The following is a 22700-nucleotide window of genomic DNA, read 5'->3' as shown; positions in this document are numbered from 1 at the left end:
CAGTAGGCAGTAGGCAGTAGGCAGTAGGCAGTACAGCCCTCAGACCCTATTGCCTACTGCCTATTCCCTAAGCTGCGGCCGCCGCCTCCTTCCAGCAAGGCGGGCTGAACGGACGGGTCGCGTCGTGTCCGGCGAGTTCATAGAACAGAATGGTCATTGGCGGCTGCGTCCTCGCGGTCTAATTAGGCGCCTGCGGCTGAAGCGGAACTCGTCGGCGGGAAAAAGATGAAACAGCATTTCATGATGTTCGCGGCCTACAATCAATGGGCCAATGGCCGCATCTACGATGCCGTCGCCGCACTTGACGAAGAAGAGTTCAACCGCGATGTCGGCGCATTTTTCGGCTCGATGATGGGCACGCTCAACCATCTGCTGGCCACCGACCGCATCTGGATGAAACGCTTCACCGGCGAGGGCGACGCGCCGGCAAAGCTCGACGCCATCCTGCACCGCGCATTGCCTGGCCTAAAGCTGGCGCGTGAGGCCGAGGACAGGCGGATCGTCGACTGGGTCGACGGTTTGACCGAAAAGGCTTTGTCCGGCCGCTTCTCCTACATGACCGTTTCCGACATGCGCACCGTCTCGCAGCGGCTGGCGCCGGCGCTGGGACACGTCTTCAACCACCAGACCCATCACCGCGGCCAGGCGCATACCATCCTGACCATTCTCGGCCGGCCTTCGGTGCAGCTCGACCTGGCGTTTTTCCAACGCACCGACGAAGGCCGCGCCTACGCCTGATCTCCTGACCGCGCTTCCCGTTTAAACGCACGGGAGCGTTAACCGGTGCATTTGCGCGGCCGTCGATGCCCGGCACCAGCTCTGGATCCAAGCCGGGTTTGAGGACCCTGTCGGCACAACGCTGCCCGGTGACTGGGCCAGATGGCTGGGCTGTCAGTGGCCCGCCTTTTGTGGGCCTTCGGCTCCAGGCCGCCGCAGCCACAACCCGCTCCAACTCCGGTGGAATTTCTGTCGAGAGAATTAAACAGAGTTTAAATATTGAAGCAAAAACATATTTTTTTTTAGCAGACCAGTGCACGCCTTGAGAACTACAATCCTTATTCTTGGAAAAAATAAAGAAACTATAAGGAAGACTCGTGCGTAGCTGTGAGTGCATGAGCATATGTCTGCTTTGGTTTGCTGGCATGTTGCAATGCACAAAGCAGAACGGCAACAAGGAGAGTGTCATGGTTAATATCACTCAAAAAATCGCTAGAACACTGGCGGCGGGTGCAATTATCGTCATTTTTGCCGCTCCCGCGAATGCAGGCGGCGGAATTGGCGTCGGTGTCGGCGCATCTATCGGCGGTGCTGGCGGCATCAATGCCGGTGTTGGCGCTTCGATCGGCGGCAGCGGCGGGGTCAAGGCCGGTGCCGGCGCCTCGGTTGGCGGCAGCGGCGGTATCAAGGCGGGTGCTGGCGCAACGGTCGGCGGCAATAGCGGCGTTACTGCGGGCCTCGGCGCCTCAGTCGGCGGTAGCAGCGGCATCAAGGCCGGCGCTGGCGCGACGGTCGGCGGAGCCGGTGGCATCAAGGCCGGTGTTGGGGCCACGGTCGGCGGCAGCGGAGGTATCAATGCCGGTGTCGGCGTCAACGTCGGCAGCGGCATCAACGTCGGTGTCGGCGTCGGCATTGGCGGAACGCCGGGCACGCCCGGTACGCCCGGTACCCCCGGCACTCCAGGAACTCCTGGAACACCAGGCACCCCTGGGACACCCGGTGTCGTCGCCAGCATGTCGAACAGCCAGCTGACACGTATGAAGAAGCGCTGCGTCGATGTGCTCGCCAGCGAGGGCACCTACGACAGCGATCTGCGGCAGCTATGCCTTATGATCTCGCGTCGCTGAGACAGGTTTCGCCGGGAGTGTCGAGCCAGCCGTGAGGCTTTACGGCACTCTCCTACCGCATGGCCCAGACTTCCCGAGGGACATGCGCTGACGAGAAGCCTCCGGCCAGTCGGAAAGCCCGCCGCGCAAGTGGCGGGCTTTTTGTCGCCACTCACAAGGCAACCGATCGCGCCTTTCGATTGCCGGAGCGTTTTATCGTTTAACGGAAACGATGAAACGCGCTATCCCTTTGTCTTGGTAATTCTCAGGGAAAGCGCCCACGCGCTTCTCCCGGGAAAGCTGCTCACACTTTCCTGGAATTGTTCTGGTTAACCACATTCGAATTGCAGGTAAGATTTTAGGGTTTCATTTGTGTTCCCGCTGCAAAATGGCGAACACAGTGGGAGAAATGGCATGCGGGTCGATCTGTCGCCCACCAGCTGGGGCAGGGTCATAGCAGTCACGGTTGTCGGCACGGCGATCTGTATCGCGGCGGCCTTCCTTGTCGATTCCTACAATTTTCCGTCGCTGTCGCCCGAAGCATTGCGCTGGGCGCAGCTCACCGACCTGCTACTGCCGCTTGTGCTGGGTGGATCGTTCTTCTCTTTCCTGATGTACAAGATGCGCCAGCTGGCGATCGCCCAGAAGAATCTGAGCATTGTCGCGGCAACTGACAGCCTGACCGCGGTGTTCAACCGCGGCGCGTTTTCGATGCTGGTCGAGGCCTATCTCGAACAGGCGCGCAGCCAGGCCGTCGTCGATGCCGGCGCCCTGCTGATCGTCGACGCCGATCATTTCAAGACCATCAACGATCGATTGGGCCACGATTGCGGCGATCAGGCGCTCAAGCTGATTGCGCAGACGATCAAGGCCCAGCTGCGCGGCGCCGACATCGTCGGTCGCATCGGCGGCGAGGAGTTCGCCATCTTCCTGCCTGGCGCCGACCCGTCGCAGTCCTGGCTGGTTGCCGAGGGGATCCGGCGGCGCATCCGCGAGGTCGAGTTTGCCCCGGATGGACGGCCCTGTCCGCTCTCGGTGAGCATCGGTGGCGTCGCCTTCAGCGGACCCACCACCTATGCCGACATGTTCCTGACGGCCGACCGGCACCTCTACAAGGCCAAGTCCAACGGCCGCGACCAGGTCAGTTTCGAAACGACCGGGCCGCGCGCCCTGCTGGCCGGTGATCCGACGTTGCATTGAAATGCGGGCGCCAGGCGAGGCTCCGGTCGGGCACAGGCGCTTTTCAAACGGATCGCGGCAATGCGACCTGGAACACGCAGCGGCGCCGTCAGCTTCCATGGTGTCGACTGCAGCAGGCCTCGTTCCTTAACGCAAGTGTCTCGGTCTGCTGGTTGGCGCTGCGATCCGTTGGCCTGCCGCATCGATATGATGCCTTCAGATGTACCTAGTCCTCGCTTGGTGCGTCTGCCGCTGCTTGCGGGTTGGCCGTCCATTTCTGCTTCGAGGTGTGGATCAACGCGATGGTGAAACGGTGGCTGCAGCGTCGCTCGCTATCGCGCGTGGTACCCGCCTCGGCGGCTTGTACCGTTATCCAATGCTCATAGATCGGATGAGTCAGTGGATCCAGAAGTCGGCCTAAACTTGTTGGACCGGCAATTACTTAGAGAAGAAATAATCCGTAGAGTGGCGTCGGATTTTCCATTGTTCCATCCATTCATCAAGATGACGATATATTCAACTTCCTGATTGACCATAATGGATTTCTGTCTGACGTCTCAAGGGGCAGTTATATTTCAGAGATGGGGCAAGCATCTGCAATAAAACTCAAAGGAATTTTAACACGGCATCTAGGCCGGGGCCTTTTTACTCCTCGAGTTCGCCTCAGGGTATGGATGCGTGACGTGGCACCATGTGGATGAAGACATCGATCTCGTCAGTTCCGATCATCCACAAGCGATTTCTTTCCTGGCGAACGAATTCAAGGTTAAAGCCATTCAGTCGCGATCGATACCGGAGGAGGCAGTTTTTGGCCGGCTCTATGATGCAGTCTTTGCGCTTTCATTCTTTTCCACATGCCGATAACAACTGGTCGCGATGGCTGGTTCGTCTGTTCAGCTTTGTGCGGCCTGTTGGCATTCCGATTTCACAACTCACGGCTCGCGAACCCTGCCTTTTCTTCAAATGGAGACGCCACCGAGTGAATTTGGCCTCGGTTTGCATTGAACAGTGAACAGGCCGACATCGCGGTTGAGGAATACGGCATGATGGCCATGGATCTTGGTTTCGTGATCAAACTATCTCAAGACGCTTCCAATGCCGAGTTACTCCAAGATGAAGTGGACGCTTGGTGGGATCACCAAGACGTGTTTGTCGTTCGACGTCTGCCGGCAAGTCCGAGTGATCTTTTTTGCTGGGCAGGCCCGGTCCCGGCCGTCTCAGACGGCGTAGCCGCCATAACCGTGTGCGACCGGCTTGACCGAGACGGCCGGCTGGACCGCGGGCCAGAGGATGCCTGCCGTGACTGCAAAGGTGATCAGGGCATCGCGTGCGGCCTCGGTCGAGATTTCGCCGGCGCGCGCTGCCTCGCACGCCCGCACGGCCGCGCCATAGCTCAGGCGCCGGCGTGACGGCGGAAATTCGGTCAGGAAATCATGCATCTCGAACAGCGAGGCGAGCATGCGTTTGTGGCCGGCGCCAACGCTAACGGCAACCGGGGTGAAGAACATCGCGTCGTGCATTCTGGCCTCTCTGGATGGGCGGAAGGGCGGCGGCCGCCGCCCTCCGATCGCGGGTTGGACGCCAGAAAACGCGGCTGGCGGCCCGAGGTTCCCTGAGAGATGCCATGACAGGACGATTTGCTCTTGAGGTCGCTCCCTGCCGGCATTCGCGGTTGCGGCTATTTCCACATGCCGCGCATGCGGGCGCCGAGGTCGACGCGGACTTCAGGTCTGTGGCGCGGATCGTCCTTGGCGTGGACGCTTGCCCACGACGTCTGCTCGAAGGCGCCGAGGATCGAGGCCGGGATGAAACGGGTTCGCGAGGCATAGACGTGGCGGTCGCCGCGCGCTGCCTGGCCGTGAGTGAAGAAGCGCTGCGGCGTCACCAGATGCAGGCCGTCCTTGGCCCGCGTCATCGCGACGTAAAGCAGCCGGCGCTCCTCCTCGATGTCTTCCTTGGTGCCGACGCCGAGATCGGCCGGGATGCAGCCATCGACGGTGTTGAGCACGAAGACGTTCTTCCATTCCTGGCCCTTGGCCGAATGAATGGTCGACAGGATCAGATAGTCCTCGTCGCGGTGCGGCGGCCCGGCCTGGTCGCTGGTCGCATCCGGTGGATCCAGCGTCAGCTCGGTCAGGAAGCGCTCGCGCGAAGCATAGCCTGAACCGATCTGCTCGAGCTGCATGAGGTCGGCTCGCCGCGTCGTCGCATCCTCGTGGATGCGCTCAAGATGCGGCTCGTACCACAGCCTGACCTGTTCGAGATCGGCCGGCCATTTCCCCGACCGGGCGCGCAGGCCGGAATAAAGCGCAACGAAGGCTGGCCAGTCCTCAGCCGCGCGTTGCGGCGGCCGGTAGCGGGCCAGTCCCATTTCCTCGTCGAGCGATGTCGCCATGGTCTCGACGATGGTGCTCGCCGCCGAAGGGCCGATGCCGGGCAGCAGCTGCAGCACGCGGAAGCCGGCGACGCGGTCGCGCGGGTTCTCGGCAAAACGCAGCACCGAAAGCACGTCCTTGACATGGGCGGCGTCGAGGAATTTGAGCCCGCCGAACTTGACGAAGGGGATGTTGCGGCGCGTCAGTTCGATCTCCAGCGGGCCGCTGTGGTGCGAGGCGCGAAACAGCACCGCCTGCGATTTCAGCACCGTGCCGGCCTCGCGCTCGGCAAGGATGGCCTGGCAGACATAGTTCGCCTGCTCGGCCTCGTCGCGCACGCTGACCAGTTTCGGCCTTTGCGAGGATTTGCGCTCCGACCAGAGGTTCTTGGTGAAGCGCTCCGACGCCTCCGAGATGACCGCGTTGGCTGCCGCCAAAATGCTCTCGGTCGAGCGGTAGTTGCGCTCCAGCATGATGACATCGGCGGCTCGCGCGAATTGTTGCGGGAAATCGAGGATGTTGCGCACTTCCGCGGCGCGAAACGAATAGATTGACTGCGCGTCGTCGCCCACCACTGTCAGTCCGGCGCCGTCCGGCTTCAGCGCCGAAAGGATCGAGGCCTGCAGCCGGTTGGTGTCCTGGTATTCGTCGACCAGCACATGGTCGAAACGCGAGCCCAGATGCGCCGCGATCTCCGGCTCGGCGGCCATTTGCGCCCAATAGAGCAGGAGGTCGTCGTAATCGAGCACGTTCTGCGCCTGCTTGGCCTCGACATATCGGGCGAACAGAGCCTTCAGTTGTTCGGCCCAGCCGGCACACCACGGAAAGGCCGAACCCAGCACCTCGCCAAGCGGCGCCTGCGCGTTGACGGCGCGCGAATAGATCGCCAGGCAGGTGCCCTTGGTCGGAAACCGGCTTTCGGTCTTCGAGAATCCAAGTTCATGCCGGGCAAGATTCATCAGGTCGGCGGAATCCTCGCGGTCGTGAATGGTAAAGGCCGGGTCGAGGCCGATCGTCAGCGCATAGTCACGCAGCAGCCTGGCGCCGATGCCGTGAAACGTACCGGCCCAGCTCAGCGCGTCGGCGATGACGGACGCGTCTCGGCCCAGCACCTCGCCGGCGATGCGTTCGACCCGCCTGGCCATTTCGGTGGCGGCGCGGCGCGAGAATGTCATAAGCAGAATGCGTCTGGGATCAGCGCCCTTGACGATCAGATGCGCGACCCGGTGGGCGAGCGTGTTGGTCTTGCCGGAGCCGGCGCCGGCGATCACCAGCAGCGGCCCGGCGACCTTGCCGTCGCCATGTTCGACAGCGAGCCGCTGCTCGGCGTTGAGCTTCGCCAGATAGGCGGGCTGCAAGGACGAATCATTGATGGCGATGGTCATCGCCTATCAAGCATCGTTTCCGCTTTGTTCGCAACGGGCCGAAGTAGCCCCTATCGCCGTGGCGCGACACCCGTTGCCGCCGACTGGCGCCGCAAGGTGGCGCGTTCGTCGCCAGGCACCGGCAACGGATCGAAATTGTCGGGCACGTCCTTGATGATCTCCTTGGCGATGCGATAGGTCGCGTAAGCGAAAAGGCCGGTAATGAGCAGACGGATCATGGCGCGATCTCCTTTAGGCAACCAACCTCAGAGCCGCCGTTTGGTTCCAGCCGACGCGGTGTCGTTTGCGAGCGTGCAACCAAAGCTGAACCACCTCGTTGCCTTACGAAGGAGAGGGCAGACCTAGGAGGTCGCCATGAAGAGGCTTCTGATTCTGTTGGCCGCCAGCTTGGCGCTCGCCGCCTGCGACGGCGACATCCAGCCAACCAAAGCCCCGGTGCTCGATCAAACTCCGCAGACGGATTCGGCGCCAAAGCCGGCGGCCAGCGGCGATCAGCCGGCGCAATGATCGTTTTCCGGCGGGAGACGAGAAATGGCTTTCAGGAGAAGAAGGCCGGCGCCGCTTGGGAGGTGAGCTGATAGCGCCGGCCAGGCGGATATCAGGTCCGCCGCAACAACCGAAGATAGCTGAGTCTCTCGCCTGCGTCATGAGGTGGCAGTTTTCGTGCCGGTTCTGCTCGTGCCGTCTGCGCAAAACCAGCAGAAAAGACCACAAATCCCGCAAGGCCGCGGAAAGAATCCGACCTCAGGCAATGGCCTTGCGCAGCACCGGGCCGCCGGCAATCCCGGCGTCCAGCTGGCACTGCGTCAGCGCCGCCTCGGCCATGATCCACTGCTTGAACAATTCCACCTTGCGCGTGTAGGGCGCGGTGACCGGGCAGACGAAATACCAGCCGGCGGTGTTGGGGTGATGCACGGCAAACGGCGCCACCAGCCGCTCTGCGCGGATCTCGCTCGCCATATAGGCGCGGTTGGCGACTGCAAAGCCCATGCCGGCATTGGCCGCCTCATAGGACATCATGCAGGAATCGAAATAGATGCTCTTGGTCTCGCCGAGCACGGAACTCGCGCCGGCAAAACCCAGCCACGACTGCCAGTTCTGCGTGCAGGTGTCGGAATGCAGCAGCGTGAAATGCCTGAGGTCGTCGGGCGTCACCTTTGACGGCGGCCTATCGCCGAGAACCTCGTGGAACAGCTTCCTGCTGCACACCGGCGTCAAATCCTCCTTGAACAGCAGGTCCGCCTTGAGGTCGGGAAAGCTGCCGTCGCCATAGCGGATCTCGAGGTCGAACTCGGAGGTGGCGAACTCATTGGTGGCGTAGGAGGTCGAGACCCGCATTTCGATTTCGGGATATTGCCGCTGGAACAGCGGCAGGCGGGCAAACAGCCAGCGCGCCGCGAACGTCGGCAGCACCGAAATCTTCAGCACATGCGCCTGCGACTGTCCGGTCGCCTCCATGCTGGCCGCCACGATGCGCTCCAGCGCCTCGCGAACGCGCGACACATAGGTCTCGCCTTCGGGTGTCAGCGACACCGCATTGCCGCCGCGCTGGAAGATCTTGAAGCGCAGCTGTTCCTCAAGGCTTTTGACGCGCTGGCTGACGGCGGAAGCAGTAATAAACTGCTCTTCGCCCGCGCGCGTGAAGTTACGGTGCCGGGCGGCACTTTCGACAATCTTCAGCGAATTGAGGTTGACCTGACTGAGCAGACGCACGCGTTTCGACCTTAAGCTGGGCTTACACTAGCACCAGCATTCCTAATTTTACAGGGGTGGGGAAATTAATCGACAGTTTACCAAGTGATGCCCCCATCCTGGAGAAGTAGAATGAACGCCCATACCATACCTGAACTGCGCTACGCGATGAGCCGAGAAGCCATTATCGGCCATGAGACGGCCTGGAAAGTGTCGGGTTTCGGCGTTGCGCAGTATCTGCATGGCTACGACCCGGCGCTGCTGGCGGTGATCGAAGAGGCGGCGTTGAAGCTCAAGGCCAGCCACGCCGTGCACAAGCACCTCGACCTTACCTTCATCACCGGCGCCGACCGTTTTATCCCGGAGATCAAGGAACTGCTGCATGACAAGCTGCGCCTGGAACGTCTGTCCGACATGATGGGCACCAAGCTCGAGCCCTATCCGCTGTCGATCGTCGGCTCGACCGTCACTTTCATGAATCCCAAGGACGGCGCCGTCGATTGGCATTGCGACGGTGTCCCGGTCACCGAACTCATTCCGCTGTCGATCAGCAATCCGCTGGTCGGCGGCCATCTCGAAATCTACTGCGACGATTCCGAGACCGGCCGCGCCATCCTTGAATCCGGCCGCGAGATTCCGCGCAACCAGGTCATGCGCATCGACCACAAGATGAACTACGCCACACTCGGCCAATTTCTCGGTGTGCTGCACCGGACCGCGCCGATCCAGCTCGGCTCGCGCGTCACGCTGGTCCTCAACCAGCGCTCTGTGGCCAAGCCCTATGTCGACGACAATCGCATGTTCTATCTCGCAGCCGATAATGATCACGATCGCGAATGGGTCAACGAACTGGCCGAAGACGTCTGGACGAACCAGCTGCCGGCCTATCGCCGCTTCGAGGAAGAACGTCCGGTTGCGGCGGCGGCCGATGCGCCGGTCCCGGGCGGGTCAAGGGATTCATGGTAGCCAGGGCATAGAAGTGGACGCCGGTTTGGTCGTCGGTAACATCATGGTCGGCGATGAGGACAAGGCACCGTCGCGCCGATTCCGGGATGGATCCGGCTCGCCATCGGCCCTGGTCTTCGCCGCCGGCGCGGTCGCCCTGTGGTCGACCAACGCGCTGGTCGGCAAATCCCTGCTGGCCAGCCATCCAGTGTCGCTCGTGCAGTTGCTGCAATTTTGTGGAGCGGCTCTGGTGTTCGCCGTCATCCATCTGGCGAGCCGGAAGGGGGACACGCAAGACGCAGCCTTTTCCAAGGGTGCTGACGGCACCCTGGCGCCGGTCGCGGTCGGCTTTATTGGCCTGGTCGGCACCATGGTGCTGCAATACATCGCCTTTGCCTCCATGCCGGTGATCGAGGCCAATCTCGTCGCCTACACCTGGCCGCTGATGGTCGCGGCGGCGGTCATCGTGCTGGGCAAGCGGCAACGCCCCGTGCTGCTGGGGTTGACTGCCGTGCTCGGCTTTGTCGGCGTGGCGCTGGTGATCTCGGGTGGTCGCGGCCAGCCTTTTCTCCAAGGCAGCATCGTCGGCTATCTCGCTGCCTTCGGCTCGGCGCTGTGCATGGCCTTCTATTCGATTGCGGTCGCCCGCCTGGCCACACCGTCGGAGCGTTTGCTTTTGCCTTCGGCGTTGGTCGGCGTCGGCCTGACCTTGCTGTGGTGTATTCACGACGGCGCTGCCTGGCCATCCAGCGTGCACCTCCTGCTTGGCCTCTATCTCGGTGCCGGCCCGATGGGGCTGGGATATTATTTCTGGTCGCGCGCCTTGAAGCTTGAAGGCGGCGGCAAGGTTGCGGTCATCGCCTATCTGACCCCGATCGCATCGACGCTGCTGCTGACACTTTCGGGCGAAAGGCTGACGCTGACCGCGATAGCCGGTGCGGTCCTCGTCATCGGCAGCTGTATTGCGGTGGGCATAGAACGCTCGGAGGCTGAACATGCTTGACGACGATGAACGCCTCGCCAGACAGGAAGCATTCTGGCTGCTCAAGGAGTTCGGCGCCGAGGCGCCGCTCTACGCCGCCATGAAGGCCGAAAAGGCGATAGAGCAAAAAGATTTCGGCCGGTGCGCCCGCTGGAAGCGCATTCTGGACATACTGGCCGACTCTAAACCTGCGGCGTCCGTGCAGTTGAAATCTGCTGGCGCGAAGTCGGCCGTTTCCAAGTATTAGATTTTCTAATTTGCAACGTTGCAACCTGTTGTGGAAACATCCTCCTGTTCCGATTCTTGATCGTTTATTGAGACTTTAGCGACCCGTTGGGGGGTGCAGCTAGGTCGATACATCAAGAGAAGTCTTAAAAAAAGCCGGCAACTTCATGACCGGCGGGAGAAACAGAATTGCACACCATCGACAGCAAGACCGCTATTGAACTGACTGCTGACATCGTCTCGGCCTATGTCGGCAACAATCCTCTCCCTGCGTCCGGCCTGCCGGATCTGATCGCCAGCGTCAGCGCATCGGTGCGCAAGTTGGGCAGCATTGCCGCCGTGGAAAGCCCCGCGCTGAACCCCGCTGTCAATCCGAAGCGGTCGGTGTTTCCCGATCACATCGTCTGTCTTGAGGACGGCAAGAAATTCAAGTCGCTGAAGCGGCACCTGATGACCGACCATGGTCTCAGCCCGGAGGAATATCGTGGCAAATGGGGCTTGCCGTCGGACTATCCGATGGTGGCGCCGAACTACTCCGCGACCCGTTCGGCACTGGCCAAGTCCTCGGGCCTCGGCCGCAAGCCGGCCGTTCCGGCTGCCGCGGCCAAGGTGACGAAGCGCAAACCCAAAGCCTGAACCAGGCAGCCTCTGAAAAGTCAGTCTGCTGTTTGCAATGGACGGCGCGCTTAAGGCGCGCCGTTTTCATGCCTTATGCCCCCGCCGACGCCCAGGCCCTTGCGAAGCGCCGCCCTCCCGTGCAAAAGCCCCGGCATGCTTATCATCAACGACCTCTCGCTCCGCATGGCCGGACGCTTGCTTCTCGATCACGCCTCGCTGACCTTGCCGGCCGGCACCAAGGCTGGCCTCGTCGGCCGCAACGGCACCGGCAAGACCACGCTGTTCAAGGCCATCACCGGCGACTTTCCCTCCGAGACCGGCTCGATCAGCCTGCCCAAAAACACCCGCATCGGCCAGGTGGCGCAGGAAGCGCCCGGCACCGAGGAGCCGCTGATCGAGATCGTGCTCAAGGCCGATCTTGAGCGCACCGCGCTGCTCGAGGAGGAAAAGACCGCCACCGACGCGCACCGCATTGCCGATATCCATATGCGGCTGGCGGATATCGATGCGCATTCGGCGGAATCCCGCGCGGCCACCATCCTTGCCGGCCTTGGCTTCGACGACGCCGCGCAGCGCCGCCCGGCCTCGTCCTTCTCCGGCGGCTGGCGCATGCGTGTGGCGCTCGCCGCGGTGCTGTTTGCCGAGCCCGACCTTCTGCTGCTTGACGAGCCGACCAACTATCTCGATCTCGAAGGCACGCTTTGGTTGGAAAACTACGTGTCGAAATATCCGCACACGGTGCTTCTGATCTCGCACGATCGCGACCTGCTCAACCGCGCCGTCAATTCCATCGTTCATCTCGACCAGAAGAAGCTGACCTTCTGGCGCGGCGGCTACGACCAGTTCGAGCGCCAGTACACCGAGCAGAAGGAGTTGCAGGAGAAGGGCCGTGTCAAGCAGGAAGCCGCGCGCAAACACATGGAGTCCTTCGTCGAACGCTTCCGCGCCAAGGCTTCGAAGGCGAGACAGGCGCAGTCGCGCATCAAGGCGCTGGAGAAGATGAAGCCGATCGCGGCGATCGTGAACGACACGGTGCGGCCGTTCTCTTTCCCCGAACCGGTGAAAACGGTGGCGTCGCCGATCGTGGCGCTGAACAACGTCAATGTCGGCTATACCGAAGGCCAGCCGATCCTGAAGAAGATGACGTTGCGCATCGATGCCGACGACCGCATCGCGCTGCTCGGCGCCAACGGCAACGGCAAGTCGACCTTCGCCAAGCTTCTGTCGGGCCGGTTGAAGCAGGAGAGCGGCACCATGACGGTGGCGCCGGGCCTGAAGGTGGCGATCTTCGCCCAGCACCAACTCGACGACCTACGCCCGGATGAAAACGCCTATGAGCATGTCCGCCGGCTGATGCCGGAGGCGCCGGAATCCAAGGTACGTGGCCGCGTCGCCCAGTTCGGTCTCACCACCGAGAAGATGAACACCGCCGCCAAGGACCTGTCCGGCGGCGAGAAGGCGCGCCTGCTGATGGGCCTGTCGGCCTTTGAGGGGCCAAACTTGTTCATCCTCGACGAACCGACCAACCATTTGGACATCGACAGCCGCGAGTCCTTGATCCATGCGCTGAACGAGTTTCCCGGCGCCGTCATCCTGATCTCGCATGACCGCCATCTGCTGGAAGCGACCGCCGACCGGCTGTGGCTGGTCAAGGACGGGGCGGTCAACCCGTATGACGGTGACCTTGAGGACTACAAGACGCTGGTCACCGGCGTGTCCGGCGACCGACGCGGCAAACGCGAGGCCGAGAAGGCATCCAAGGCCGATCGCCGCCGCGATGCCGCGGCGCGCCGCGCCGCCTTCGAGCCGCTGGCCAAGGAAATCCGCGCCACCGAAGCGCTGATGGACCGCATCCGCAAGCGCATCGACCTGATCGAGGATGAACTCGCCAATCCGGCGGTGTACGAAAAGGATCCGTCGACGGCGACGAGGCTCGCCAAGGAGCGCTCGCAACTGGCCCAGCAGCTTGCCGGCCACGAGGAGAAGTGGCTGACCATGTCGGCCGAGTATGAGGAAGGCACGGCGGAGTGATTACCCTCCCCCGTTGTGGGGAGGGTCGATCCGCGAAGCGGAGCGGGGTGGGGTCCGCGCCGCACCCCATCCCGTCGCTGCGCGCCGACCCTCCCCATCAAGGGGAGGGTAAGATCTGGCCCTACACGCCGCCCGCGAAACCCGCTAAAAACGCCGCATGAACCAGCACGCCAAGCTCAGAATCGGCCACTCCGCCTGTCCGCATGATTGCCCTTCGACCTGCGCGCTCGAGGTCGAACTGCTCGATGGCAACCGCATCGGCCGTGTCCATGGCGCCAAGTCCAATACGTATACGGCTGGTGTGGTCTGCGCCAAGGTCGCGCGCTATGCCGACCGTGTCCACCATCCCGACCGGCTGCTGAAGCCGCTGATGCGCGCCGGCGCCAAGGGCGACGGCGTCTGGAAGGAATCCAGCTGGGAAGCGGCACTCGACGTCGTCGCCGAGAAATTCATCGCGGCCGAGGAAAAATACGGCTCCGAGACCGTCTGGCCTTATTTCTATGCCGGCACGATGGGGCTGGTGCAGCGCGACGGCATCGACCGGCTGCGCCATGCAAAAAAATACTCCGGCTTCTTCGGCTCGATCTGCACCAATCTGGCCTGGACCGGCTGGATGATGGGAGCGGGCGCCTTGCGCGGTCCCGATCCGCGCGAGATGGCGAAGTCCGACTGCGTGGTGATCTGGGGCACCAATGCCGTGGTCACGCAGGTCAATGTCATGACCCACGCCATCAAGGCGCGGAAGGAGCGTGGCGCCAGGATCGTCGTTATCGACGTCTACGAGAACGCGACGATGAAGCAGGCCGATATGGGCCTTGTGCTGAAGCCCGGCACCGATGGCGCGCTGGCCTGCGCGGTCATGCATGTGCTGTTCAGGGAAGGCATGGCCGACCGCGCCTATCTCGAAAGATACACCGACGATCCGAAGGGGCTGGAAGCGCACCTGGAGACGCGCACGCCGGGATGGGCTTCCGCCATCACCGGTCTTGCCGTCACCGAGATCGAGGCTTTCGCACGCCTCGTCGGCTCGACGAGGAAAACCTATTTCCGCCTCGGCTATGGCTTTGCCCGCCAGCGCAACGGCGCGGTCAACATGCACGCGGCATCCTGCATCGCCGCCGTCACCGGCGCCTGGCAATATGAGGGTGGCGGTGCCTTCCATTCCAATTCCGGCATCTTCAAGCTCAACCAGGATGTGCTGGAAGGCGCCGCGATGCGCGATCCCAATATTCGCCATCTCGACCAGTCGCGCATCGGCCCGGTGCTGACCGGTGCAGCGGACTCGCTCTATGGCGGCCCGCCGGTGACGGCGATGCTGATCCAGAACACCAACCCGGTGAATGTCGCGCCCGAGCAGCGGCTGGTGAAGCAGGGTTTCCTGCGTGACGACTTGTTCACCTGCGTGCACGAGCAGTTCATGACCGACACGGCAAAGCTCGCCGATGTCGTTTTGCCGGCAACGATGTTTCTCGAGCATGACGACGTCTACAAGGGCGGTGGCAACCAGCACATCACGCTCGGTCCCAAGCTGATCGAACCGCCGGAAGGGCCGCGCACCAACCATTTCGTCATCGAGCAATTGGCGCAGCGTCTCGGCGTCGCCGACCGGCCGGGCTTTGGCCTGACCGAGCAGCAGCATATCGACATCATCCTCGGCAAGCGCGGGCTGGGCTCCTTCGCCAGCCTCAAGGAAGACAAATGGGTCGACCTGCAGCCGGGTTTCGAGGCGGCGCATTTCATCGATGGTTTCGGCCATGCCGACAAGAAATTTCACTTCCGCGCCAACTGGAGCGGGCAGGCGGCGCCCAACCGGCCGCCGAAAAGCATGGGCCTGTTCGGGCCGGTGGCGGAGCTCCCGGAATTCCCCGACCATGTCGACCTGATCGAGGTCGCGGATGCGGAGCATCCGTTCCGGCTGACGACATCACCGGCGCGCAACTTCCTCAATTCGACATTCGCCGAGACACCGGTGTCGAAGGCCAAGGAAGGCCGGCCGGAATTGTTGTTGCATCCGGACGACGCTGCCGCGCTTGGCTTGGACGACGGCGACCGTATCGAGGTCGGCAACCGGCGCGGCGAGGTGGTGCTGCACGCAAAGCTGTTCGATGGCATCAAGCGCGGCGTGGTGATCGCCGAGGGCATCTGGCCAAACAGCGCGCATGAGCGTGGCGAAGGCATCAATGTGCTCACCGGCGCCGACGCACCAGCGCCCTATGGCGGTGCGGCCTTCCACGACAACAAGGTCTGGCTGCGGCCGGCGGGCTAAAGCAATTCCAGGAAAAGTGTGAGCGGTTTTCCGTCCGGAATTGCGGAAAAGAGACTGGCTATCCCGGCAGAGGCACCGTCAGCCCCACCTTGACACGGTCCATGGCAACGAAGGTGCGGAATTTCGGACATTCTTGCTGTCGAAGAACAGTCTGCGCGTCAGGGCCTCATAGGCCCCCATGTCGGCCGCGGTGATGACTAGGATGAAGTCGGCCTCGCCGGTGACGTAGTAGCATTGCTGCACTTCGGGCTCTGCCGAGAATTGCCGCTTGGCCGCGTCGATCAGGTCCGAGCGTTCGCTCTCCAGTTCGACCTCGACGAAAATGGTGATGGGCTGGCCGACCACAACGGGGTTGATGACAGCGACGTTGCCGGCAATGACGCCGGACTGCGCCATGCGCTTGATGCGCCGCTGCACCGCCGGCGCCGACAGGTTGACGGCTTCGCCGATCAGCCGCTGCGGCGTCGTGTTGTCCCGCTGCAGGATGGCAAGGATGGCGAGGTCGAAACTGTCGAGCGAAGGCGATCGAGGCAAAGCGCTATCCTGGCGAAACAAACTTGCATTTCGAAGCGCCAATAACAGCGCTATTTGCGCCTCGGCTGCAATATGATTTCGTCACACCCAAAGGAGGCCACCCGTGTTCCTGCTCAACAGCAATGCCTTGCACCGCCGGCCGCTCGATCCGGTCGATGCCGAAACGCTGGGGAATGCCGGTGCCGATACGGTCGAGCGCTTTCTTGCCCATCGCGACAATCACCTGGCAACTCCGTTGCATGCATTGCCGACGCTGGCCGGCGAACTCGGCCTCGGCGCCGTCCACATCAAGGATGAAGGCTTTCGCCTCGGTCTCGGCAGTTTCAAGGCGCTCGGCGGCGCCTATGCCGTTTTTCGACTGGTGCTGGAGGAGGCGAGCCGATCGCTTGGTCGGCCCGTTGACGTGGCCGATCTCAACCGGTTCGACGTCCGGGCGGTCGCTGCCGGCATGACGGTTGCCTGCGCCACCGACGGCAATCACGGCCGCTCGGTCGCGCAAGGTGCACAGTTGGTTGGCGCGAAAGCGGCAATCTTCGTTCACGCCGGCGTCAGCGAGGCGCGCATTGCAGCAATAGCCCGCTATGGCGCCGAGATGATCCGCGTCGACGGCAATTATGACGACTCGGTCAGCCAGGCCGCCGAGGTTTCAGCTGAGCAAGGCTGGACCGTGGTGTCCGACACCTCCTGGCCGGGCTATGAGCGCATCCCGGGCCTGGTCATGCAGGGCTATACGGCGATCGTGCGCGAAGCCTTGCGCCAGTTGCCGCAGCCGCCGACCCATGTCTTCGTGCAGGCCGGTGTCGGCGGCATTGCCGCCGCCCTGGCCGGCCATCTCGCCATCGTGCTCGGTGACGCCAGGCCGACCTTCATCGTCGTCGAGCCAGCCCGCGCCGCCTGCGTTGTCGCAGCCGCCCGGGCGGGCCACGTGGTCAAGGTCGCACACGATCAGCCGACGGTGATGGCGATGCTCGAATGCTACGAGGCCTCGCAAGTTGCCTGGCGCGTTCTGGCGCGGGTTGCCGATGCCTTCATGACGGTGGATGAGGAGGAGGCGGTCGCGGTGATGCGGCGGCTGGCACGGCCGGCTGGCAATGATCCAGTGATCGTCGCCGGCGAAAGCGGCGGCGTCGGTCTGGCCGGGCTGATCCGGGCGGTGGCCGACCACAAGGCCGCTCTCGGGTTCGACGACAAATCCCGCGTGCTTGTAATCAACACCGAAGGCGCCACAGACCCGCACCGCTATACCGAGCTGGTCGGGCAGAGCCCCGCCGATGTGCTGGCCGGCAAGCTGAAGGCCGAGGCATAGCCATGATCGGGATCGATGCACAGCGTCTGCTTGGCCGCATCCGGGAACTCGCCGCCGTTGGCCGCGACAGTGAGGATAGGCTGATCCGGCTCGCCGCCTCCGACACAGACAAACAGGGCCGTGACCTCTTTGTCGGCTGGCTCAGGCAGGCCAGGCTGGGAGTCGCCATCGACCGGGTCGGTAATATCTTCGGCATCTGGCAAAGCCCCGACAATGCCGGGCAGGCGCCGCTGCTCATCGGTTCGCATATCGACACCGTTATCGATGCCGGCATCTATGATGGCTGCTACGGCGTGCTGGCCGGGCTGGAGGTGATCGAGACGCTGCAGGCTTCGGGCTTTTCGCCGTCGCGCCCGGTCGCGGTCGCCGCTTTCACCAATGAGGAAGGCGTGCGCTACACGCCTGACATGATGGGCTCGCTATGCCATGCCGGTGGCGTCAGCGCCGAGGCCGTGCTGGCCGCCATCGGCACGGATGGCAGCGTGCTCGGCCAGGAGCTCGCCCGCATCGGCTATGCCGGCGACCGCGAACCCGGCTTCCTCAAGCCGCATGCCTATCTCGAACTTCATATCGAGCAGGGGCCGGTGCTGGAGCGTGAAGGCGTGCCGATCGGCGCGGTCGAGAATCTGCAAGGCATTTCCTGGCAGCGCATCACCATCGACGGCGCCGCCAACCATGCCGGCACCACGCCGATGTCGATGCGCAGCGACGCCGGCCACGCCGCCGCCCGCATCATCACCTTCCTGCACGATCGGGCCAGGGCTTCGAATGGGCCAACCGTGGCCACGGTCGGCACGATGCGCTTCGAACCCAACGCCATCAACGTCATTCCCGCGCGCGCCGTCTTCACCATCGACCTGCGCGATCCCGACGAACAGCGCTTGCAGGCGCATGAGGCGGCCCTTGCTGCCTATCTCGAGGAGCTTGAGGTTTTGGAGAACGTATCGATCTCGGTCGAGCGGCTCGCCCGCTTCGAACCGGTGCTATTCGACATCGGCATCGTCGAACTGATCGAGGCGGCCGCGAAGAACCGCGGTCTCGGCGTCAGGCGCATGACATCGGGCGCCGGCCATGACGCGCAGATGATGGCCCGCCTCGCGCCGGCGGCAATGATCTTCGTGCCGAGCGCCGGTGGCATCAGCCACAATCCGCGCGAACACACTGAAGATGCCGAGCTTGTCGCCGGCGCCAACATCCTGCTTGATGTCGCCAGTGAGCTTGCAAATAGGTCGGGGAGAAAATGGCTGAGCTCGATCGTGATGTGCTGAAGCAGGAAATGACCGGCTGGCGGCGCGATTTGCACGCGCACCCCGAGTTCGGCTTTGAGGAAAAGCGCACCGCTGCCTTTGTCGCCGCGAAGCTGCGCGAATTCGGGCTGGACGATGTTGCAGAGGGGGTCGGCGGCACCGGCGTCGTTGGCACATTGAAGCGCGGCAGCGGCAACCGGGCGATTGCGCTCAGGGCCGACATGGATGCGCTGCGCATCACCGAGCAGTCCGCGACCGCCCATCGCTCGCAGAACCCCGGCATCATGCATGCCTGCGGCCATGACGGCCACACCACCATGCTGCTCGGCGCGGCAAAGCTGCTGGCCGCCGAGGGCGGTTTCGACGGCACCGTGCGCTTCATCTTCCAGCCCGCCGAGGAATGGGGCAGGGGCGCGCTGGCGATGCTGGACGACGGGCTGCTGCAGCGCTTTCCCTTCGACGAGATTTTTGGCCTGCACAACATGCCTGGCCTGCCCGTCGGGCATTTCGAGACCCGTGCCGGCCCGTTCATGTCGGCGGAGGACAATTTCGAGATCGTGCTCAAGGGCATCGGCGGCCATGCGGCGCGGCCACATTCCGGGAACGAGACCTTGGTCGCCGCCTGCGCGCTGGTCACCAATCTGCAGACCATCGTCTCGCGCCGGCTGAGTCCCGCCGACATTTCGGTGGTTTCGGTGACCGAGCTGATCACCGACGGCACCCGCAACGCATTGCCCGGCCTCGCCTGCATCCTCGGTGACGCCCGCAGTTTTCGTCCCGAGGTCAGCGCCGAGATCGAGCGCCAGATGCGGGTCATCGCGGCAGGCACCGCCGCTGCCTACAATGTCACCGCCGACGTGACCTATAGCAGGGAATTCGTGCCGCTGCAGAACGATGCCGACCTGGTGGACGCGGCCTTTGTCGCCGCAAGGCGCGTGCTGGCCTATGGCGCCGCCAGCATCGCGGCGGAGCCGATGACCGCCTCGGAGGATTTCGCCCGCTTCCTCGATCACGTACCGGGCTGCTTCGTCTTTCTCGGCAATGGCGAGACCTCGCCGCCGCTGCACAATTCCAGCTACGACTTCAACGATGACGGGCTGTTGCACGGCACGGATTTCCATATCGCGATCGTCAGGCAAAGACTGGGCGGCGCGATCGGGAAATGACGCCTGATCGCCTTCGCAACTGGCCCAAGCGGCACTGCTATCGCCAGCCAGTTGCCGGGTTTAGGGAGATTGCCTGTTGCCGGAGATCGCACGCCGATGACCAGGGTTTCGCTTCTGGGAATACCGCATGACGAGAACTCGTCCTATCTCAAGGGCGCGGCCGCAGCGCCGGCCCTGATCCGGCGGGAACTCAAAAGCGACGCGCACAGCTCGTGGAGCGAAACCGGCTTCGATGTGGCGGACAGTTTCGTCGACCACGGCGACATCGACTTTTCAGGCGCCGGCGGTCCATGGGAGCGGATCGAGGCCGAGGTCGGCCGCGCGCTGGATGCCGGCCACCCGTTGATCAGCCTCGGTGGCGATCATGCCATCGCCTGGCCGGTGCTGCGTGCCGTGCGCCGCCGCCATGCCAGGCTAACGATCGTCCAGATCGACGCCCATCCCGACATCTACGATGCCTATCAGGGCAACAGGCGGTCCCACACCTCGTCCTTCGCGCGCATCCTGGAGGAGGGGCTGGCCGACCGGCTGATCCAGATCGGCTCGCGCACCCTCAATGATGAGCTTCGTGACCAGCTCAAGCGCTTCGGCGTCGAAATGATCGAGGCGCGGCATTTCAGCGAGGATCTGCAGCTCGATCTCAAGACGCCGGTCTATCTCTCGGTCGATCTCGACGGCCTCGACCCGGCTTGTGCGCCCGGCGTGTCGCACCGCGAGCCCGGTGGTCTTACAACCCGGCAAGTGATCAACCTGATCCAGCGGATCGACCAGCCCATCGTCGGCGCCGATGTCGTCGAATACAATGCAAGCCAGGACGTCTCCAATCTCACCGCGCTGGTTGCCGCCAAGCTGGTCAAGGAGATCGCCGGCATGATGCTCAAGACGCATGGCGCCGGCTGAATCAATCTGGCAGGGCGGCATGGTAGATCATTGTTGCGACTCGCATTTCCAGTGAAAGCCGCCATGCAGCATCCATTGAAAATAGCCATAGCCGGTGCGCTCGGCCGCATGGGCAGGGAGATGGCGCTGGCCGTCGAGACCGATCCCAGGCTGGCGCTCGTCGCCCGCTTTCACAGGCCGGGCAGCGCCGGCGAGGGGCTGGTCGAGCGCGACGAAGCACTGGCGCTTGCGGACGTCGTCATCGATTTCACCACGCCTGCGGCCTCCATCGAATTGGCGAAGACTTGCGCGGCCCGCGGCGGCCCGGCGCTGGTCATCGGCTCGACCGGCTTCGGACCTGCCGATCTCGCCGCCATCGCTGCTGCTTCGAAGTCCGTCGCCATCGTTCGCTCAGGCAGCTACTCGCTGGGGCTCAACATGCTGGCTGGGCTGGTCGAACAGGCGGCGCGAGCACTTGGTCCCGCCACCGACATCGAGATCCTGGAAGCGCATCACCGCATGAAGGTCGACGCACCGTCGGGCACGGCGCTGATGCTGGGCGAGGCGGCCGCTCGCGGACATGGCGTCAGGCTGGACGATGTGGCGAAACGCATCCGCGACGGCGTTACAGGTCCACGCCCTGCCGGCGAGATCGGCTTTGCCGTGCTGCGCGGCGGCAGCATCGTCGGCGAGCACAGCGTGAGCTTCCTCGGTGAGGGCGAAACGCTTACGCTCTCGCATTCAGCCGGCGACCGCTCGATGTTCGCGCGCGGCGCCATTGCGGCAGCACGCTGGGTCTCTGGCCGGCCGCCCGGCGAATACGACATGCGCGACGTACTGGGGTTCACGGCCTTTTGAGATGCAATGGTAACGCAACGAGGGCGTTGCGAGGTCGGAACCGCCTAGAGAATAGAATATAGCACAACTACGCCATTTCGCGCCTTCCCAAACCGAACCGAACGGTTCGGTTCGCACATTTTTGTGATTGGCAATGGCAGCAACGCACACCCATTTCGGGGTGGTCCGAGCGACGCGAATTCCTCCCAAGGCACGCCACTTGACGGACAGAACTGAAAAATCTGGATTACCTGAAATGACCAAGATCGCACTTACCGCTGCTGCCATCCTCCTTGCCACCGGCACCGCTTTCGCAGGCAGCGACCACTACGGCTCCGACGGCGTCAACCAGCCTGCTGTGACAGCGCCCGCCGGCAACATCGATCACCGTTATACCGCCTCGATCCGCAAGCCGGCCAGCCTCGGCGATTTCACGATCAAGGGCGACTCGAACCAGCCGGAATCCGGCCAGGGCATATGGGGTCGTTGATTTTCTGAGAAATCGACGACCACAAAGAGCGGTGGGCCTGGCCCACCGCTCTTGGTTTTATGCAATCGACTCGGGCCGCAAAGATCTTGAATCAATCCGCCAGCAGCGGGTCCTATCTCCTTGTTTGACCGTGGTCTTTTCAAAACTCGGTTTGCGGCTGTCACCTGCGGCTAGCCCGTTAGGCAGCTTGGTCTAGCTTATATCCTTCGGCTTGATGCAATGCGTCAACCGGGCCGCGCCGAAGCCGAGATCCGCCCAATCGCCGTCGATGACAAAGCGGGCAAGGGCGCCGGTCGGGAGTTTCTCTTCAAGTTTCCTTAGAGCAGCCACACCCGATCGCGGACCGGCGAGCCGGCGGGCAAAGTCCTCCAGGCCGGGATTATGGCCGAGCACCAGGAGACAGCTAGCCGATGCGACTGCCTGCTGCACCTCGGCCAGAATGTCGCCAGCCGTGGCTTCGAAAAGCGCCTCGGCGAACTCCACCGTTACGCTCGCCGAAAGTTCCGCCGAGACCAGCCGCCATGTCTCGCGCGTGCGCAGCGCCGGCGACACCAGCGCCAGGTCAGGCAGCCAACTGCGCCGGGCCAGTTCGCGCCCCATCAGCGGCGCCGTCTTCAGCCCGCGCGGCCCGAGCGGCCGGTCGAAATCAGCAAGCGCCGGGTCGTCCCAGCTCGACTTGGCGTGGCGCAGCAGGAGCAATTGTCTCGGTGTCGCCAATGT

21 protein-coding genes and 1 pseudogene are annotated in these 22700 nt (G+C 63.2%); 16 read left to right on the top strand and 6 right to left on the bottom strand.

All coding sequences use genetic code 11. The features are described 5' to 3' along the window. Positions 1-225: 225 nt before the first annotated feature. The 3 genes from NKL06_RS05180 to NKL06_RS05170 all read left to right on the top strand — a co-directional run bounded on the left by NKL06_RS05180 (position 226) and on the right by NKL06_RS05170 (position 3023). Positions 226-738 carry a DinB family protein gene (locus NKL06_RS05180; protein WP_023693939.1) on the top strand — a complete coding sequence of 171 codons (513 nt, stop codon included), beginning with the start codon at positions 226-228 and terminating at the stop codon, positions 736-738. Positions 739-1184: 446 nt separating this feature from the next. Continuing rightward, a complete protein-coding gene (locus tag NKL06_RS05175) occupies positions 1185-1844 on the top strand; it encodes a hypothetical protein (RefSeq protein WP_023684735.1) in 660 nt (219 codons plus the stop codon). A 393-nt stretch (positions 1845-2237) separates the two neighbouring features. Beyond that, complete coding sequence (locus NKL06_RS05170) at positions 2238-3023, top strand: GGDEF domain-containing protein (protein ID WP_023693938.1); 786 nt, start codon at positions 2238-2240, stop codon at positions 3021-3023. A 1196-nt stretch (positions 3024-4219) separates the two neighbouring features. On the opposite strand, the gene NKL06_RS05165 is transcribed toward NKL06_RS05170, so the two are convergent. The 3 genes from NKL06_RS05165 to NKL06_RS05155 form a co-directional block, all read right to left on the bottom strand. Further along, complete coding sequence (locus tag NKL06_RS05165; RefSeq protein ID WP_023670262.1) at positions 4220-4522, bottom strand: DUF982 domain-containing protein; 303 nt, start codon at positions 4520-4522, stop codon at positions 4220-4222. A gap of 158 nt (positions 4523-4680) precedes the next feature. Beyond that, complete coding sequence (locus NKL06_RS05160; RefSeq protein ID WP_023693937.1) at positions 4681-6762, bottom strand: ATP-dependent helicase; 2082 nt, start codon at positions 6760-6762, stop codon at positions 4681-4683. 50 nt (positions 6763-6812) lie between these two features. Further along, positions 6813-6980 (bottom strand): hypothetical protein, encoded by a 168-nt coding sequence (locus NKL06_RS05155; protein ID WP_023670264.1) that lies wholly within the window; start codon positions 6978-6980, stop codon positions 6813-6815. A gap of 136 nt (positions 6981-7116) precedes the next feature. On the opposite strand from NKL06_RS05155, the gene NKL06_RS05150 reads away from it, so the two are divergent. Then, entirely contained in the window at positions 7117-7269 is a 153-nt protein-coding gene (locus NKL06_RS05150; protein ID WP_023693936.1) for a hypothetical protein, read from the top strand. Positions 7270-7506: 237 nt separating this feature from the next. Here NKL06_RS05150 and NKL06_RS05145 read toward each other — a convergent pair whose 3' ends face one another. After that, complete coding sequence (locus NKL06_RS05145; RefSeq protein ID WP_023670266.1) at positions 7507-8475, bottom strand: LysR substrate-binding domain-containing protein; 969 nt, start codon at positions 8473-8475, stop codon at positions 7507-7509. 111 nt (positions 8476-8586) lie between these two features. Here NKL06_RS05145 and NKL06_RS05140 point away from each other — a divergent pair, with 111 nt between their 5' ends. From NKL06_RS05140 to NKL06_RS05115, 6 genes are all read left to right on the top strand, one after another. Then, positions 8587-9420 carry a hypothetical protein gene (locus NKL06_RS05140; protein ID WP_023693935.1) on the top strand — a complete coding sequence of 278 codons (834 nt, stop codon included), beginning with the start codon at positions 8587-8589 and terminating at the stop codon, positions 9418-9420. A gap of 13 nt (positions 9421-9433) precedes the next feature. Continuing rightward, positions 9434-10402 carry a DMT family transporter gene (locus NKL06_RS05135; protein WP_245267159.1) on the top strand — a complete coding sequence of 323 codons (969 nt, stop codon included), beginning with the start codon at positions 9434-9436 and terminating at the stop codon, positions 10400-10402. Continuing rightward, on the top strand, positions 10395-10628 hold the full coding sequence (locus tag NKL06_RS05130) for a hypothetical protein (protein ID WP_023684750.1): 234 nt from the start codon (positions 10395-10397) through the stop codon (positions 10626-10628). Before NKL06_RS05135 ends, NKL06_RS05130 begins: the two co-directional genes overlap by 8 nt. 167 nt (positions 10629-10795) lie before the next feature. Further along, positions 10796-11242: a Ros/MucR family transcriptional regulator gene (locus NKL06_RS05125; RefSeq protein WP_023670270.1), complete on the top strand. Its 447-nt coding sequence runs from the start codon at positions 10796-10798 to the stop codon at positions 11240-11242. 135 nt (positions 11243-11377) lie between these two features. Beyond that, the gene (locus NKL06_RS05120; RefSeq protein ID WP_023693933.1) at positions 11378-13255 is read left to right on the top strand and encodes an ABC-F family ATP-binding cassette domain-containing protein; all 1878 of its coding nucleotides are present in this window, start codon (positions 11378-11380) and stop codon (positions 13253-13255) included. Positions 13256-13412: 157 nt separating this feature from the next. Further along, on the top strand, positions 13413-15521 hold the full coding sequence (locus NKL06_RS05115; RefSeq protein ID WP_023693932.1) for a molybdopterin-containing oxidoreductase family protein: 2109 nt from the start codon (positions 13413-13415) through the stop codon (positions 15519-15521). 58 nt (positions 15522-15579) lie between these two features. On the opposite strand, the pseudogene NKL06_RS05110 reads toward NKL06_RS05115, so the two are convergent. Beyond that, positions 15580-16055 (bottom strand): annotated as a pseudogene (locus NKL06_RS05110) (Lrp/AsnC family transcriptional regulator). Between the two features lie 103 nt (positions 16056-16158). Between NKL06_RS05110 and NKL06_RS05105 the strand changes: the two are divergent. The 6 genes from NKL06_RS05105 (at position 16159) to NKL06_RS05080 (ending at position 21980) form a co-directional block, all read left to right on the top strand. Next, positions 16159-17361: a diaminopropionate ammonia-lyase gene (locus NKL06_RS05105; protein ID WP_023693931.1), complete on the top strand. Its 1203-nt coding sequence runs from the start codon at positions 16159-16161 to the stop codon at positions 17359-17361. 2 nt (positions 17362-17363) lie between these two features. Then, positions 17364-18629 (top strand): Zn-dependent hydrolase, encoded by a 1266-nt coding sequence (locus tag NKL06_RS05100; protein ID WP_352580047.1) that lies wholly within the window; start codon positions 17364-17366, stop codon positions 18627-18629. Next, positions 18602-19774 (top strand): amidohydrolase, encoded by a 1173-nt coding sequence (locus tag NKL06_RS05095; protein ID WP_023693929.1) that lies wholly within the window; start codon positions 18602-18604, stop codon positions 19772-19774. The genes NKL06_RS05100 and NKL06_RS05095 overlap by 28 nt, the downstream gene beginning before the upstream one ends. Positions 19775-19870: 96 nt before the next feature. Beyond that, entirely contained in the window at positions 19871-20674 is an 804-nt protein-coding gene (gene speB, locus NKL06_RS05090; RefSeq protein ID WP_023693928.1) for an agmatinase, read from the top strand. Between the two features lie 63 nt (positions 20675-20737). Then, positions 20738-21511: a 4-hydroxy-tetrahydrodipicolinate reductase gene (gene dapB / locus NKL06_RS05085; RefSeq protein WP_023693927.1), complete on the top strand. Its 774-nt coding sequence runs from the start codon at positions 20738-20740 to the stop codon at positions 21509-21511. Positions 21512-21746: 235 nt separating this feature from the next. After that, positions 21747-21980 (top strand): DUF680 domain-containing protein, encoded by a 234-nt coding sequence (locus NKL06_RS05080; RefSeq protein WP_023693926.1) that lies wholly within the window; start codon positions 21747-21749, stop codon positions 21978-21980. Between the two features lie 192 nt (positions 21981-22172). On the opposite strand, the gene NKL06_RS05075 is transcribed toward NKL06_RS05080, so the two are convergent. Continuing rightward, positions 22173-22697, bottom strand: a complete 525-nt coding sequence (locus NKL06_RS05075) for a SixA phosphatase family protein (RefSeq protein WP_023693925.1) — start codon at positions 22695-22697, stop codon at positions 22173-22175. Positions 22698-22700 lie beyond the last annotated feature (3 nt).

It is taken from the genome of Mesorhizobium sp. C268A (genome assembly GCF_040324475.1).
GTDB lineage: Bacteria > Pseudomonadota > Alphaproteobacteria > Rhizobiales > Rhizobiaceae > Mesorhizobium.
The sequence above is the reverse complement of the archived record's forward strand: the minus strand, read 5'-3'. Positions and strand labels throughout refer to the sequence as shown.

Excerpts from the sequence above, each read along its gene's own strand:
- NKL06_RS05180 (WP_023693939.1), top strand. The coding sequence starts at position 226 with ATGAAACAGCATTTCATGATGTTCGCGGCCTACAATCAATGGGCCAAT.
- NKL06_RS05175 (WP_023684735.1), top strand. The coding sequence starts at position 1,185 with ATGGTTAATATCACTCAAAAAATCGCTAGAACACTGGCGGCGGGTGCA.
- NKL06_RS05170 (WP_023693938.1), top strand. The coding sequence starts at position 2,238 with ATGCGGGTCGATCTGTCGCCCACCAGCTGGGGCAGGGTCATAGCAGTC.
- NKL06_RS05165 (WP_023670262.1), bottom strand. The coding sequence starts at position 4,522 with ATGCACGACGCGATGTTCTTCACCCCGGTTGCCGTTAGCGTTGGCGCC.
- NKL06_RS05160 (WP_023693937.1), bottom strand. The coding sequence starts at position 6,762 with ATGACCATCGCCATCAATGATTCGTCCTTGCAGCCCGCCTATCTGGCG.
- NKL06_RS05155 (WP_023670264.1), bottom strand. The coding sequence starts at position 6,980 with ATGATCCGTCTGCTCATTACCGGCCTTTTCGCTTACGCGACCTATCGC.
- NKL06_RS05150 (WP_023693936.1), top strand. The coding sequence starts at position 7,117 with ATGAAGAGGCTTCTGATTCTGTTGGCCGCCAGCTTGGCGCTCGCCGCC.
- NKL06_RS05140 (WP_023693935.1), top strand. The coding sequence starts at position 8,587 with ATGAACGCCCATACCATACCTGAACTGCGCTACGCGATGAGCCGAGAA.
- NKL06_RS05130 (WP_023684750.1), top strand. The coding sequence starts at position 10,395 with ATGCTTGACGACGATGAACGCCTCGCCAGACAGGAAGCATTCTGGCTG.
- NKL06_RS05120 (WP_023693933.1), top strand. The coding sequence starts at position 11,378 with ATGCTTATCATCAACGACCTCTCGCTCCGCATGGCCGGACGCTTGCTT.
- NKL06_RS05115 (WP_023693932.1), top strand. The coding sequence starts at position 13,413 with ATGAACCAGCACGCCAAGCTCAGAATCGGCCACTCCGCCTGTCCGCAT.
- NKL06_RS05100 (WP_352580047.1), top strand. The coding sequence starts at position 17,364 with ATGATCGGGATCGATGCACAGCGTCTGCTTGGCCGCATCCGGGAACTC.
- NKL06_RS05095 (WP_023693929.1), top strand. The coding sequence starts at position 18,602 with ATGGCTGAGCTCGATCGTGATGTGCTGAAGCAGGAAATGACCGGCTGG.
- speB (WP_023693928.1), top strand. The coding sequence starts at position 19,871 with ATGACCAGGGTTTCGCTTCTGGGAATACCGCATGACGAGAACTCGTCC.
- dapB (WP_023693927.1), top strand. The coding sequence starts at position 20,738 with ATGCAGCATCCATTGAAAATAGCCATAGCCGGTGCGCTCGGCCGCATG.
- NKL06_RS05080 (WP_023693926.1), top strand. The coding sequence starts at position 21,747 with ATGACCAAGATCGCACTTACCGCTGCTGCCATCCTCCTTGCCACCGGC.